This window comes from Beijerinckia mobilis (assembly GCF_000745425.1).
Taxonomy (GTDB): domain Bacteria; phylum Pseudomonadota; class Alphaproteobacteria; order Rhizobiales; family Beijerinckiaceae; genus Beijerinckia; species Beijerinckia mobilis.
The window spans coordinates 241,646-256,087 of record NZ_JQJH01000002.1 but is presented as its reverse complement, the minus strand read 5'-3'; the positions used below and the strand labels follow the sequence as shown (position 1 = coordinate 256,087).

Sequence of the window (14,442 nt, the reverse complement as noted above, 5' to 3'; positions counted from 1 at the left end):
GAGGGCCGGTCATGAACGCCAGCGATGTCATGGTACACAATGTCATTACCATCGGACCCGAAGACGATATTGCGGAAGCCGCCAAACGGCTTGTCGATCACGACATCAGCGCCTTGCCGGTCGTCGACGGCGAAGGACGCCTGATAGGCATCCTGAGCGAAGCGGATCTGATCCACCGCAAGGAGGTCGACACGGAAAAACGGAGGCCGTGGTGGATGGAGGCCATCCTTCCGGCGACCATTCTTTCGGAAGATTACGCGAAATCCCATGGGCGCAAGGTCGGCGAGGTCATGTCACCGCATCTCGTGACGGCCGCCGAGGACACGCCGCTGTCCGAAATCGCCACTCTGATGGAAAAGCATCGCATCAAGCGCATACCGATCGTGCGCGACGGCAGGCTCATCGGGATCGTCAGCCGCGCAAATCTCATCCAGGCGCTCGCCAGCACAGTGACAATGCAGCATGAAACGCTGGATGACGACCGGGCAATCCGCAGGGAAATCCTGTCGCGGCTTGCCAACCAATCCTGGACCGATTTCGGCGAGCGCAACATCGTCGTCACAAAGGGCGTCGCCCATCTCTGGGGGCTCGTCGGTTCCCCCGAGGAACGCAAGGCGTTGCGGGCCCTTGTCGAGACGGTGCCTGGCGTGCGCAGCATATCCGACGAAATGATCGCCGCCTACGATTGAGGCTTCCACCGCCGCGCAGGCTCGTGACAACCAGCGCGGCCTCGGATCATCCGACATCTTGCCGCAAGGCCCCATCGATCGCAGCGATTGCAATCGACGAGGCCGTTATCATTCACCCGATGGAAGAAGGTGCAGCCGCTTGTTCCTGTGGACGATCAGCCGGCAGGAACAGGCTGAACAAGGTCGCGACGACTATGTTCAGGACCAGCGCGATGAGACCGACATAGATGGTGACGCTGTCGCTCCCATAAGCGATCTTGTGCAGGGGCTTCAGCCCGTCGCTCCAGGCGAAATAGGTTCCGACGGTGAGACCGACGGCCCAGCCGAGGAGCAGGGCCTTTGCCTTGAAGAACCGCGTGTAGAGGCCGAAAATGAGAGCAGGAAAAGTCTGCAGAATCCACAGACCGCCGAGCAATTGCAGATCGAGCGCGAACTGTGTCGGCAGATAGATGATAACGAGCAGCGCGCCGACCTTCACCAGCATGGAGGTAATCTTGGCGACCTGCGCCTCGCCCGCCGGTGTCACCTGCGGATGAACATAGGCCTTCCAGAAATTGCGCGTGAAGAGATTGGCGGCGCCAATGCTCATCACTGCCGCAGGCACCAGCGCACCGACAGCGATCGCGGCAAAGGCAAAACCCGCGAACCAGCTCGGGAACAAGGTCTGGAACAGTGCCGGCACAACATCATTATTATGGGCGAGTTTGAGGCCCGCCGCATGCCCCATATAGCCGAGCAGGGCCAAAAGGCCGAGCAGCAATGTGTAGGCCGGCAACAGCATGGCGTTCTTGCGGATCGTATTCCGGCTTCTGCTGGCGAACACACCGGTCAACGTATGTGGATACATAAAGGCAGCAAGCGCCGAACCGAGCGCCAGCGAGGCATAGGGAATGATCTGTTGCGATGACAGGAGAATCCCGCCAGATCCCTTGGTCTCGAAGGCTTTCTGCGCCGCGTGGAACACGGCCCCGTAGCCGCCCAGCTTGAAGGGAACGATGCCGATGGCGACGAGCACCACGATATAGATCATGATGTCCTTGACGAAGGCGATCAGCGCCGGTGCCCTGAGGCCCGACGAATAGGTATAGAGGGCAAGCACCAGAAAGGCGATGACCAGCGGAATTTCGCCGGTGATCCCCAAAGCCTGAATGGCGACCGCCATGCCGACGAGCTGCAGCGCGATATAGGGCATTGTGGCGATGACACCGGTGCCCGCGACCGCGAGTTCGAGCGCGCGGGAACCGTAACGGCCATGCACAACATCGGCAGCGGTGACGTAATTATTGTCTTTCGCGACCTTCCACAGAAGGGGCATGACTGCGAAGACGAAAGGATAGACGATGATCGTATAGGGGAGCGCGAAGAAACCGAAGGCGCCGGTGGCATAGACGAGCGCGGGAACGGCAATGACCGTATAGGCCGTATAAAAATCGCCGCCGACGAGAAACCAGGTAATCCAGGTTCCAAACTGCCGCCCGCCCAATCCCCATTCATCGATATGAGCGAGCGTTTCAGGCCGGCGCCAATAAGCGGCGATGAAGCCCATGACCGTCACGAGCACGAAAAAGAACAGAAAGACGCCGAGCGCCGTATAATCGATCTCAGTCGTCATGGGAGACGCGCCCCGCCTTCTGGAGACTGCGATAGACGATGTAAAGCAGCAGCGAGGTTATCGGCACCCAGGCGAGCTGGTACCAATAGAAGAAGGGAAAACCAAAGATTTCAGGTTCGGCGCGATTGTAGAGCGTCACCCATAAAAGCCCCACATAGGGGATCAATGCCAAAAGCCAGACCGGCGACATGATATGCTCCTCCCTGACCGGGAGAATTCATCGCCTCCCGTTGCATCATACATATTTCCGCGCGCAAACGCCGTTAGCTCCACGATAGGCTCGAGAGGGGGCCATAAGGAAAATCGTCTGAACGATCCGCCCAATGCCCTCTTCTGCGCGACTCCAGCCCACGACGCCGTTCCGCTCAGACTATGCACATAGTCTGAGCGGAATCGCCATTCGCCGAATCGTTATCGGCGCTTCTCCGAAATATTTTCGGGATGGAGACGCCTATTTGTTCTTGTCCTCGAGCTGCGCCTTGAGCGCCGCCAGTTTGGCGAAGGGCGAATTGGGATCAATCGGCCGCTCGCCGCCGCCGCGCCGTTCGGTCGAGAAATGTCCGCGATTTTGCCCGCGCTCCCCTTCCCCCGAACGCTGCTGATGGGAGCGTTGCGCATTGCCGCGATTCTGACCGGACCTTTCGGGCCGGTTCTGGTCATTGCGCTGATCGCCCCTGCCTCGCGGCCGCTGTGATTTCTGATCCTCGCGCCCCGAGGCCCCCCCGGGCGCACCTTTGCCACGATAATGATGGGCGCCCGCCTGCTGCGTCTTGGCCTCGGCGGCTTCCGCCACTGGCGGTTGGCCGCCTTGAGCATCAGCTTGAGAAGCATCGGCTTGGGGCGCGTTGGCTTGGGGCACGTTGGCTTGTGCCGGCCCCCGATGCTCATGCCTTCCGTGTTCGGATCTCCCTCTCGGGCGTTGCTGTCCAGCCTCGCCCGCGCGCTCCGCCTGAGGACGCCTGCCGCGATGATCTGGGCGGCGGGCATGGTGCTGGCGATGCGGCCGCCAAACCTCGATCAAAACCTCCTCGGCGACTGGCTCCGCCGGGTTCTCGCTTGTTTCCGCGGTTTCGGTGCTCACAGCCCCGGCCTCGGCCGGTTCCGGCGTTTCAGCGAGAGCGGTTGCAGAATCGGCAACGGCCTCCGGCACCTCCACTTTTTCTGCTGTTGTGACAACCGCCTCGGTGGGAGCAACTTCCAACGCAGCCGTCTGGCTCTCGCCCTCCTGCGCCGGCGCCACAGACACCGCCGGTTCCTCGACAATGCTTTCTTGCGGTACGCCGGGCACGGTCAAAGCTTCCGCAGCGGCTGATTCTTCCTGGGTGTCCGCGCCCATTTCCGGGGTCACTACATCGCCAGTCGCCGCATCCGCCGCCACCACTGCAGTTTCTTCCGATGATGCCATTGCGGTATCGGCACCGCCCTCATGCGCGGCCACAGGCTGCACCGGTTCGGTCGCGGCAAGCGGCACCAGCTTCTGGGTGATCGCCGGCCCCTTACGCTGTTCCGATTGATAGCCGAGCGCGCGCAGAATGGAGGCGAAGCTTTCCCCCGAACAGCCGGCAAGCGAGGTCATGGCCACGGTTACGACGAATCCATCACCGTCGGCGGTACCCGCTGGCGGTTCACCCGGGGTGGTTCCCGGCCGATAGGAGACGGCGGGGCGAATCAGATCGGCAAGGCGCTCGAGAATATCGACGCGCACCGCCCGGTCCCCGCAGACGGAAAAGCCGGCGGCGCGATAGAAACCCTTTGGAATTTCCTTGTCGGCGACGAAGGAAGTGCGGCCGGACGATGCCAGATGTGGCACTTCATCGAGCCCCTTCACCTCTTCGACACCGCCATTCTTCAAGGCCCAAAGCTGAGCCGCGAGCGCGCGGGGAGCGGGCTTGAGCAAGGCCGGCAGGTAAAGATGATAGGCGCCGAAACGAATGCCGAATTTGCGCAAGGCGGCGCGGGTTTCCTGCGCCAGATTCTTCACCTCATCGGCAACTTTCGAGCGTTCCAGCACGCCGAGTGATTCGGCCACCTGAAAGGCAATGCCACGGGCGATGCCTTCAAGCCCCTCGCCCTTTTCCAATTCGGCGAGCGCTCCGAGATATTTCTTCACATGCTGGCCGAGCCAGAGATCGAGACGCCGCTGGACCTGCTCCAGGGCCTGACCGCTCAATTGCTCATCGGCAAGGACGCGCACGCGGGGCTCAAGCAGATGCTCCCCGGCGATGATCCTGCCGACTGGCTCGCCAAGCCAGCGGATGACGCCGTCATTGGCGAGAACGAAAGCCTCGTCCACCGCCTCATGGACACGATTGGCCCGGGCTTCGATCTCGCTCGCCAAGGCTTTTTGCGCCGCGGCGTTCAGGGCCTTTGCCGCTTCACCGGCGGCCTGCGGATCGGCCGTGAAGCGAAATCCATTGAGCTGGCCCACGTGCTGGCCTTCCACCATCACTTCGCCATTGGTGGTGACTTCCGCTTCCATGATCGCATTCTCTCTCAAACGGCGCATGAGGACACTCGTCCGGCGGTCGACGAACCTCTGGGCGAGCCGCTCATGCAAAGCGTCGGATAATGTGTCCTCTACCTGACGCGTCACGCCCTGCCAATGCCGCGGATCGGCCAACCAGTCGGAACGGTTGGCAATAAAGGTCCATGTGCGGCATTGCGCGATGCGCGCGGACAAAGCATCGATGTCGCCATCGACCCGGGCGATGCCTTCGACATGACGCGCCAGCCAGTCCTCGGGAATACGTCCGGCGCGGACGACGAAACCATAAACGGCCAGCACGAGTTCCGCGTGAGCGGCCGGGGAAAGCTTCCGGTAATCCGGAATCTGGCAGCATTCCCAGAGACGTGCGACATCACCCCGATTGGTCGCGGTGCGTTGCACCATGGCATCGCGGGCGGCTGCGTCAAGCACCATCTGATCGATGGCGAGCGGTGCACGGGTGAGTCGCGGCTCCCGCGGCGACAGATCCAGGGAATGGACAAGGTCGGCGATCGAAGAGAAATCGAGGTCGGTGTTGCGCCATTGCAGCAGAGTGGCGGAATCGAAACGATGGTCCTCCAGCGCCTCGATCAAATCCTCGTCGAAGGGAGGACAGCGGCCGGTGGTGCCGAAAGTGCCATCCTTGACGTGGCGGCCCGCGCGCCCGGCGATCTGGCCGAATTCCGCCGGCGACAGGCGCCGATAATGCCTTCCGTCAAATTTCCGGTCGGCGGCAAAAGCAATATGGTCGACATCGAGATTGAGGCCCATGCCAATGGCATCGGTGGCGACGATGTAATCCACATCGCCGTTCTGATACATCTCGACCTGGGCATTGCGTGTACGCGGTGACAAGGCGCCGAGCACCACCGCCGCGCCACCGCGCTGGCGCCGAATCCATTCGGCGATCGCATAGACTTCCTCAGCCGAAAAGGCGACGATGGCGCTGCGCCGCGGCAGCCGCGCCATCTTCTTCTCTCCGGCGAAACTGAGTTTCGACAGACGCGGCCGCGACAAGAAATGCGCCCCGGGCAGAAGCTCGGCGAGCGCCTTCTGCATTGTGGCGGCGCCGATCAATAGCGTCTCGTCACGGCCACGCCGGTTCAATAGCCGGTCGGTAAAAACGTGGCCGCGATCGAAATCACAGGCAAGCTGGATTTCATCCACCGCCACAAAGGAGAGATCGAGATCGCGCGGCATAGCCTCGACGGTCGAGATCCAGTAACGCGGCGATGGCGGCTTGATCTTCTCCTCGCCGGTGACGAGTGCCACGGCATTGACGCCGGCCTTTTCGACGACACGATTATAGACTTCACGGGCCAGAAGCCGCAGCGGCAGGCCGATCATGCCGGAAGGATGGGACAGCATACGCTCAATAGCGTAATGCGTCTTGCCCGTATTGGTCGGGCCCAACAGGATCGTGACCCCCTTTGAGCGATCCTTGGCGCGCTCTTTGGTGCGATCCTGGGGCTTTAAGGGGTCAGCCGGGAGAACGAAATTCATTCACGACTCGGCGAAGCTGAGGCGAAGGCGGCAAGCCCAAGAGGCGTAAACGCTTGCGGCGCGGACGGAAAAGCGCGCCAGCATCCGGACCGCTTTTGAAAACGGCGGAGGGCGAGCGGCATCCAAGGCAAATCACTTCGCACGATCAAATATCCGATCCGCAGTTCCGGCGGAAAAACCATGCAATCCAGCCCCGCTGTCAGGTCCAGACCCTTATGCAGATTCCCCGCCTACAGCAGACAGGAGCATTCCGCCAAAGGATGATGCATCGTTTCGGATAATATGCGGATTTGCAAGCGCTTCCGCCAGCCCTTCAGGAAATCGCAAGACTGGCGGGAAATAACGGCGGCAATCGGAAGAATGCCGCCGCCGCGTGACCGGGGAAACGCGCTAACGGCTCCGCGCGGTCATGGTGGATGACGGTTCGACCGAAAATTCGGTCGCCTCGACCACGGCAAGGCCAGCAAGCGTCATCAGGGAAACATGGACGGGGACGACGACATGCGCCTTTTCAACCGGCGCGAGCCAAGCCTCGATTTCCCGGTTCTCGGCCATGAAACGGGTCGATTGCGAATCAAGCTTATGGCCGGCAATCGGCCGATAGCGGGCGGCACAGACGGAAACCGGCCCGGAATAACCCGTCACCTGGACGTCACGCGTTCCCGCATAGCTGAGTGCCACATCATAGCGGATATACCCGTCGTAGATGCGCAAGGTCCGGTTGCAGGCGGCTGGTCCCACCAAAGGCTGATTCTCTGGAACCGCCATGATGAGCGCGCTGGTCGGATCGAGAATATTGCGTTTCAAGGCTTCGGTCACCGGCACCCGGCCCTCCCAATCCTCGAATGGGGGGGAAATATCCAAAGCCTTCACAGTCCCTGACTTCAGCCGCATGCGGACCGTGTGCGTCTCTTGCTCGGTACCGCTCGTCGTTGCGTAAGAGGCCGGCAGAACCGAACCGCTATGAAGCGCGCCCGTCGAGGCGAAGGCGAGCCGCATGTTGGAAACCATGGCCGCGACGCCTGTAAGCCGCGCGTTGAGATCGATCTTGTAATGGGAAGGCTCAACATTGCCGGTCGCTATGGCATTGCCGATCTCAAGACCCACCAAGCTCAGCCGATATTGCGCGCGGATCATATCCGCCGCCGCTGGCGTCGCGAGGCCAGCTACAAGGCCGGCCGGAATGCCAAGAGCGGTGGCGATAAGGAGAAAGGATGGCCTCACCTCGTCCTGGCGCCGGCCCATCCCTTCGGAGATCCCTTTGGACATCCCTTGCCGCGAACGGCACGACCGCATCCGCATCTGGCGGGAGAACAAGCCTGGGGCGGCTTTGATGCGCCGGACATATCTCTGCCAGGGAAAAGACCAAAACACCATCGTGCGACCATCGTTGAACGGAGAGATCCAGCTTGTCGCGCCCTCTCAAGCTTCGTGAAGCCCGAACCTGAACCCGACGGATATTCCCGGTAAATCATATCAGTTTTTGATCGGGGACGACATGAAATCGAAGCGATTTCAGAAATGCCTGTGCCACCGCCGGAATCTCGCGGACCATGCCGGAGGTGCGGCAGAAGACGGGGTGTAAGGCGATCTGTCCATTCCCCCTTCTGTGACGCATAAGAAACCATTAAGGTTGACGAAATCTTAACCCCAACGCCTCGCGAACATTGTAAAGCACCCCGGCAGATTATCTTGCCAAAATCACCTTGGCGCGTCTGCCTGGAAAATGCATCGTCTGGTTCCACTCCGCCATGCGCGTGCAAAGGACCGGATCAGAGACGCGCGGCGGCAGGAGAAGCCAAGCGCAGGATCCGGCGTGCAAACCGCGCCGGGGCGCGGCATCGATGCTCGTATTCAGGTGATCCATGACGACTTTCCCTTACAAGACCGCCCTGATTGTCGGCGCTGGCAGCGGATTGAGCGCTGCCCTTGCAAGACTGTTTTCGGCCAAGGGCTTGCAGATCGGACTAGCCGCCCGCAACGTCGATAAGCTCGCGGGTCTCGCGGCGCAAACCAACGCCAAACTCTTTAAGGCAGATGCGACCGACCCCGATGCAGTCGCCACACTTTTCGCTTCGGTCGACCAGGAATTGGGCGGAGCCGATGTCGTCATCTATAATGTGGCGGGGCGGGTGCGCGGATCACTGACCGATCTCGATCCGAAAGACGTCGCCTTCGCACTCAATGCCGGCGCCTTCGGCGGCTTCCTCGTCGCCCAGCAGGCGATCAGACGCATGCGCGCCAAGGGGCAAGGCGCCCTCTTCTTCACCGGCGCCACGGCGAGCATCAAGGGCAATGCGCAATCGGCACCCTTCGCCATGGGCAAATTCGCCCTGCGCGCTCTGGCGCAGAGCGCGGCGCGGGAATATTCGCCGCACAATATCCATGTCGCCCATTTCATCATCGACGGTGCGATCTGCCCCGGCAATGTGCCGCCCGGCCCCGGACGCGAGGACATGATCGATCCTGATGCAATTGCCCAGACCTATTTCGATTTTCTGGCGCAACCGCGCGGCGCCTGGAGCTTCGAAGCCGACCTGCGGACATTCGTCGAGAAATTCTAGAGCAACCAGCCCAGGAGTGAGCATTGAAGGCGGCCCGATTCAAACCTCCGATGCTCGCGAACGAAGCGGCAACAGCCTAGAGCATTTCGGATATATCCAGAAACGCTTCACTCAGAAAATTCAGAGCATTTTCAAGCAAATGGAATCGCGGAGCGATCCAACATCAAAAACAAAATGCTCTAACCCGCCTGGAGCTCTCCTTTACCTTACAGAAAGGTTAATTTTATCAAGGCGCATGAGGCCCCCTCTCGACATGGCTCAAGGCCGCTATACATTAGGTGCGTCCTGCCGTGCCGCCGGGACGATGACTTTGCCGGGATTGGGGCCCTTAAGCTCTCAAACTGAGCTCTCAACTTGGGCTCCCGATCGACGAAGACAGCGGCCAGAATGGAGCGGTCCATGAGCTATTACAGCGGACGGCCGGGCGATGATCGGCCTTCGGGCGAGGGGTCACCCTGGGGCACTTACCGGTATGAATCGCATTATGCGTCCCATGGCGGTTGCGCCAATTGGAAACCCGCCGAATTTATCGCCATGATCCTCGGCTTCATCGTGTTCTGGCCGGTGGGTCTCGCCATCGTCGGATGGAAATTCTGGCAGGGCAAGAGCGGCTATTCCGGCGATCTTTTCAGTTTTCTGCGCGATCAATGGAACCGCCGGGGCGGCCTTGACGGCATTGCCTGCCGCGCCGGATTTCCGCGCGGTTTCGGCGGCGGTTTTTCCGGCTTCGGTGGTTCGAGCGGCAACCGCGCCTTCGACGAATGGCGTAATGCCGAACTCGCAAGGCTCGAGGAAGAACGTCGCAGGCTCGCAGCGGCCGAACGGGAATTCTCAGCCTTCCTCGAACAATTGCGTCACGCCAAGGATCGCGAGGAATTCGAGCGTTTCATGCGCGAACGCAACAATGGCCCGTCTGCTGCCTGAAAACACCCGGTGTCTTTTTCGATAGACGGCTGGAGAGGAAGTCTTCTCTCCAGTTTTCTTTTGGCGAAGGTTTAGTGCTGCTTAAGAAATTGCCTGCATCTTGCGGCAATGGCACGCTTCTTCTTCTCCTTCGTGCATCGGGCAGTCACGTCCCGCGTCGATTGCCCGCGCCCCCGCCTCTCCGGCCTGCCCGCACGAGACTGGCGGCACCATGGTTTGCTTCTACCGCTCGGCATCATCGCGGCTTTGCTCTTCGTCGAAGGGTGCTCGAGATATCAACGTCCGCAACGCGCCGCCTGGCGCGGCCAGGCTGAGCGCGCCTGCCTCGCACAACATCGCATCCGCCCGACCCTCTTCATCCAGCAGGCGCGCGCCATCGACGGACCTAGTGTCTGCGGACTCGATTACCCCTTCAAGGTAACCGCCCTGCAAAACGGAGCGGTAGCCTTCAACTCACCGCATACGATCGATTGTCCGATGATCGCCCTGCTGGACGAGTGGCTCGCCGAGGTGGTGCAGCCGCTGGCGCAGGCCACTTTCGGCGTACCTGTAGCGGGCCTCAATGGCATGGGCGCCTATTCCTGCAGGGGCATGAACAATCAGGCTGGCGCCCGGATTTCCGAACATGCTTTCGGCAATGCCATGGATATTGGCGGCTTCCGCCTCGCTGATGGCCGCACCATTTCGGTGCAGCATGACTGGACACAGGGCGATGCGCCCACCCGGGCCTTTTTGCTCGGCGTTCAGGCCGGTGCCTGTTCCCGCTTTACGACGGTGCTCGCACCGGGCTCCAATATTTTTCACTATAATCACATTCATCTCGATCTGGCGATGCACGGCAATACATCGACAGGTCCCCGGCGCATCTGCAAACCGGCGCCGCCTTCCATGCAAGCCCCGACGCAGAAAGACAATCTGCCGCCTGCCCCGGACATCGAGGACGAGATCGATGTCGCGCACCATGCGGTGGGTGAATCCAGGACGGTCGCCCTGCAGCAGGGCGCGGGATCCGGCCTCGATGTCGCTGTCCCGCCCGTTGCGGCCAATTCCTACGCATCAAGCGCCCGCACATTATCGCAGCAATCGGCGCCGCAGCCCTTGCATGGCAGCCTGCGCGAGGACGGCGCCTTCGTTCCCGAAGGCCACCCGCAGGATTGGGACCTGCCTACCTCCTCGATCCCCCAGCATTAAAGACCCCTGCCGAAGGAATAAGGCGGCATAGTCCTGCAGATCATTGGAATGGAATGATCTGCAGGAACAGAACCCGAAATTCCCGCGGAACTCGGGTATCCCAAAGGGCGATGAACCTTAATTCTCGCCCTTTGCCCCGCGACCGAGGGGCGGCAGTCCGTCAAGCACTATGGATCATGAAAGGGCGTGATCCATGCACCTTGGGCAAGCTCGGCCCCTTTGCCGATCTTGTGGCAAATCGCCGAGAAGCCTATAGAACGGGTCTTTCACAAAAGCGTGGTTTTTCCGTTCCTGCCACGCTTTTGCTCATTGTCCCTTCATCAGGATCCCGCCAGCGCCGTATGGTCACGCTCTTTCATCATCCGCTATGCCCGCATTCCCGTTTCGTCCGACTTCTTCTCGGCGAATATGGCATCGAGCCGCAATTGATCGAGGAAAAGACCTTTCAGCGCCGCCCGGAGTTTCTGGCGATCAACCCGGCTGGCACCACGCCAGTGCTGGTCGAGGCCGATTACGTCATTCCCGGCGCAGATGTGATTGCCGAATATCTCGACGAAACCCGCGGCCTCGGCCTCGGCCGCCACAGGCTCTTGCCGGAAGAGCCGCTCGATCGCGTCGAAGTGCGCCGCCTTTATGATTGGTTCGCCCGCAAATTCCACCAGGAAGTGGTGGATTGGCTGATCACTGAAAAGGTGACCAAACGCTTCATGACAAGGGCGCAGGGCGGCGGCGGACCTGATATGGAGGTCGTGCGCATCGCCCGCGGCAATATTCGCTATCATCTGCGCTACATCGGCTATCTCACCGGACGGCGTAACTGGCTCGCTGGCAATCGTCTGACTCATGCCGATCTCGCCGCCGCAGCGCAGATTTCCTGCATCGACTTTCTGGGCGATGTGCCTTGGGAGGAGGATGAGACGGCAAAACTGTGGTACGCGCGGATCAAGTCGCGTCCCTCCTTCCGCTCCCTCTTGAACGACAGATTGCCCGGCCTTGCTCCGGCAGCCGTCTATGCCGATCTCGATTTTTAAGGCATCAAAGATCCGATTTTCGGAAAGTTTCAGCGCATTTCGTCTCCAGAATTTCCGCGATCATTTTGTCTCTGGACAAGCAACGGTCAAAGCGATTCCAATGACACAATAACACCCGGCAGTCGGAGACGCCCTCCGGGCGCGGAACAAGCGCAAGCACCCGGAATTGCCCTCCCAAAGAAGGGAATCGCCAACCCCTATGGCCGCGCGATTGCTTCCTTCGAGACAGATACAGATCATCAAACCCATCATCCGCCATGATCCCTGATCAGACCGAAGGTCAAACCCAAGAACGGTCACAGGAAGCGAAAACGGACGCGGCCTTCAAGGAGGCTCTCGCGGCAGCGGCGCGCGATCAGGGTTTCGCCCTCTGCCGCGTGACCGATCCAGCGGCGATCGACGGTTCTTTAGCCCCCCGCCTGCAAGCCTGGCTCGAACGCGATTATTGCGGCGACATGGACTGGATGCGCGAGACTCAGGCGCGCCGCACCGATCCGCGCGTGCTCTGGCCGGAAGTCCGCAGCATTATCATGCTCGGCATGAATTACGGCCCGGAAGAGGATCCGCTCGCCCATGTCGGAGAAGCAGGCCGCGGCAACATCTCGCTCTATGCGCGCGGCCGCGATTATCACGAAATCATCAAGGGCCGCCTGAAAATGCTGGCCTCCTGGCTCCTCGCCGAGGCAAAGCGCCGTCACCTCCAACCGGACGAACCAGAGCTCAAGGTCTTCGTCGATACGGCGCCGGTCATGGAAAAGCCGCTCGCCGCCGCAGCGGGCCTTGGCTGGCAGGGACGCCATACCAATCTCGTCTCGCGCAGCGCGGGCTCGTGGCTGTTTCTCGGCGCGATCTTTACGACCCTGTCCCTTTCACCGGATCTCACAGAAAAAGATCATTGCGGCTCCTGCCGTGCCTGTCTCGACGCTTGTCCCACAGGGGCCTTTCCCGAGCCTTACCTCCTCGATGCGCGCCGCTGCATTTCCTATCTGACGATCGAGCACAAAGGGCCGATCCCGCTGGAGTTCCGCAAAAGGATCGGCAACCGGATCTATGGCTGCGACGATTGCCTAGCAATCTGCCCATGGAATAAATTCGCCAGCACCAGTGCGGAGATCAAGCTCGCGGCAAGGTCCGAATGGACGGCGCCACAGCTCGCAGAATTGCTCGGCCTTGACGATGCCGCTTTTCGGCGTTTCTTCGCAGGCAATCCGGTCAAACGGATCGGCCGGGCCCGTTTCCTGCGCAATGTGCTGATCGCCGCCGGGAATAACGGGGATAAAACCCTGGTACCGCAGATTCTGGCGCTCATCGACGATGATGCGCCGCTCGTGCGCGGAGCCGCCGTCTGGGCGCTCAGCGCACTTTTGCCGGAGACGGAATTTCTTTTCCTTGCGGGCAGGCTCGCCGCGCGCGAAAAAGAACCTTACGTCCGCGGAGAATGGATGCAATCGGATAGGATGGAGAAGGGCGTTTTTGCATGAAGCTGTTCGCATTCGGACTCGGATACAGCGCCTTACATTTCATCGATCGTTTCGGCGCCTCGTTCGAGGCGATCAGCGGCACGGTGCGCACGGCGGAAAAGGCCGCGGAACTCGCCAGCGACCAGATCACCCCCCTGCTGTTCAGCCCTGAAAAAGAAGATCCGGCAATTCTCGACGCACTGGGAACGGCCGACGCCATCATTGTCTCAATTCCCCCAGGCGTTTCCACCGATCCCGTCCTGTCCCGCTTTGGCCGCAAGATTGCCGGCATCGACCGGCCGCAAACAATCATCTATCTCTCGACCGTCGGCGTTTACGGCGATCGACAAGGGCAATGGGTCGATGAATCGCGTCCGGCGGTTCCCACATCGGATCGCGCCCGCACGCGCATCCAGGCGGAGAAATCCTGGGCCGCGCTCGGCAAGAGCCGCAACAAGAACGTCCATATCCTGCGTCTCGCCGGCATCTACGGCCCCGGCCGCAACGTGCTCGTCAATCTGCGCGCCGGCACCGCGCGGCGGATCATCAAGCCCGACCAGGTGTTCAACCGCATTCATGTGGATGATATTGCAAGCGCCATTGCCGGTGCTCTGGCCCATGAGGGCCGCAACGAGGTCTGGAATGTGACCGATGACGAGCCGACGCCGCCGCAGGATGTGGTGCTCTATGCGGCGCAATTGCTCGGCATGACACCGCCACCGGAAGTCCCCATCGAGGAAGCCCTAGACCTCTCGCCGATGACCCGCAGCTTCTACGCCGAAAACAAACGCGCATCGAACCTGAAGCTCAAACAGGAATTACGGATGGAACTCGCCTATCCAACCTATCGTGAGGGACTGACCGCCCTCTGGGAAAGCGGCGAGGGGCGGCTCTGATACGCCGTCCCAATCGAGCAAGACTCATTGTGACTTAGACTCGGAGACTGGGTCCCTTCGTCGATGGAGCTGCGCCTTCACGCCGGA

At 60.8% G+C, this 14,442-nt stretch carries 12 protein-coding genes; 7 read left to right on the top strand and 5 right to left on the bottom strand.

The features are described 5' to 3' along the window. The first annotated feature begins 11 nt into the window (after positions 1 to 11). Positions 12 to 689, top strand: a complete 678-nt coding sequence (locus DL88_RS03385; protein ID WP_034991637.1) for a CBS domain-containing protein — start codon at positions 12 to 14, stop codon at positions 687 to 689. 112 nt (positions 690 to 801) lie between these two features. Here the strand turns inward: DL88_RS03385 and mctP are convergent, their stop codons facing one another. The 5 genes from mctP to DL88_RS03355 form a co-directional block, all read right to left on the bottom strand. Then, complete coding sequence (gene mctP / locus DL88_RS03380; RefSeq protein WP_034991634.1) at positions 802 to 2,301, bottom strand: monocarboxylate uptake permease MctP; 1,500 nt, start codon at positions 2,299 to 2,301, stop codon at positions 802 to 804. Further along, a complete protein-coding gene (locus DL88_RS03375; RefSeq protein ID WP_034991628.1) occupies positions 2,291 to 2,491 on the bottom strand; it encodes a DUF3311 domain-containing protein in 201 nt (66 codons plus the stop codon). The genes mctP and DL88_RS03375 overlap by 11 nt, the downstream gene beginning before the upstream one ends. A 261-nt stretch (positions 2,492 to 2,752) precedes the next feature. Further along, complete coding sequence (locus tag DL88_RS03370) at positions 2,753 to 6,289, bottom strand: helicase-related protein (protein ID WP_034991624.1); 3,537 nt, start codon at positions 6,287 to 6,289, stop codon at positions 2,753 to 2,755. Positions 6,290 to 6,679: 390 nt separating this feature from the next. Further along, positions 6,680 to 7,534 (bottom strand): DUF3108 domain-containing protein, encoded by an 855-nt coding sequence (locus tag DL88_RS03360; RefSeq protein ID WP_156970911.1) that lies wholly within the window; start codon positions 7,532 to 7,534, stop codon positions 6,680 to 6,682. 442 nt (positions 7,535 to 7,976) lie between these two features. Then, positions 7,977 to 8,156: a hypothetical protein gene (locus tag DL88_RS03355; RefSeq protein WP_034991616.1), complete on the bottom strand. Its 180-nt coding sequence runs from the start codon at positions 8,154 to 8,156 to the stop codon at positions 7,977 to 7,979. Between DL88_RS03355 and DL88_RS03350 the strand changes: the two genes are divergently transcribed. The 6 genes from DL88_RS03350 (at position 8,155) to DL88_RS03325 (ending at position 14,355) form a co-directional block, all read left to right on the top strand. Then, a complete protein-coding gene (locus tag DL88_RS03350; RefSeq protein ID WP_034991613.1) occupies positions 8,155 to 8,853 on the top strand; it encodes an SDR family NAD(P)-dependent oxidoreductase in 699 nt (232 codons plus the stop codon). The genes DL88_RS03355 and DL88_RS03350 overlap by 2 nt on opposite strands. A gap of 399 nt (positions 8,854 to 9,252) precedes the next feature. Then, entirely contained in the window at positions 9,253 to 9,777 is a 525-nt protein-coding gene (locus tag DL88_RS03345) for a DUF2852 domain-containing protein (RefSeq protein ID WP_084704865.1), read from the top strand. A gap of 108 nt (positions 9,778 to 9,885) precedes the next feature. Then, positions 9,886 to 10,968 carry an extensin-like domain-containing protein gene (locus DL88_RS03340; RefSeq protein WP_084704863.1) on the top strand — a complete coding sequence of 361 codons (1,083 nt, stop codon included), beginning with the start codon at positions 9,886 to 9,888 and terminating at the stop codon, positions 10,966 to 10,968. Positions 10,969 to 11,309: 341 nt separating this feature from the next. After that, positions 11,310 to 11,999 (top strand): glutathione S-transferase family protein, encoded by a 690-nt coding sequence (locus DL88_RS03335; protein ID WP_034992208.1) that lies wholly within the window; start codon positions 11,310 to 11,312, stop codon positions 11,997 to 11,999. Positions 12,000 to 12,256: 257 nt separating this feature from the next. Then, positions 12,257 to 13,480 carry a tRNA epoxyqueuosine(34) reductase QueG gene (gene queG / locus DL88_RS03330; protein WP_156970909.1) on the top strand — a complete coding sequence of 408 codons (1,224 nt, stop codon included), beginning with the start codon at positions 12,257 to 12,259 and terminating at the stop codon, positions 13,478 to 13,480. Beyond that, the gene (locus DL88_RS03325; RefSeq protein ID WP_034991609.1) at positions 13,477 to 14,355 is read left to right on the top strand and encodes an SDR family oxidoreductase; all 879 of its coding nucleotides are present in this window, start codon (positions 13,477 to 13,479) and stop codon (positions 14,353 to 14,355) included. The genes queG and DL88_RS03325 overlap by 4 nt, the downstream gene beginning before the upstream one ends. Positions 14,356 to 14,442: the final 87 nt, after the last annotated feature.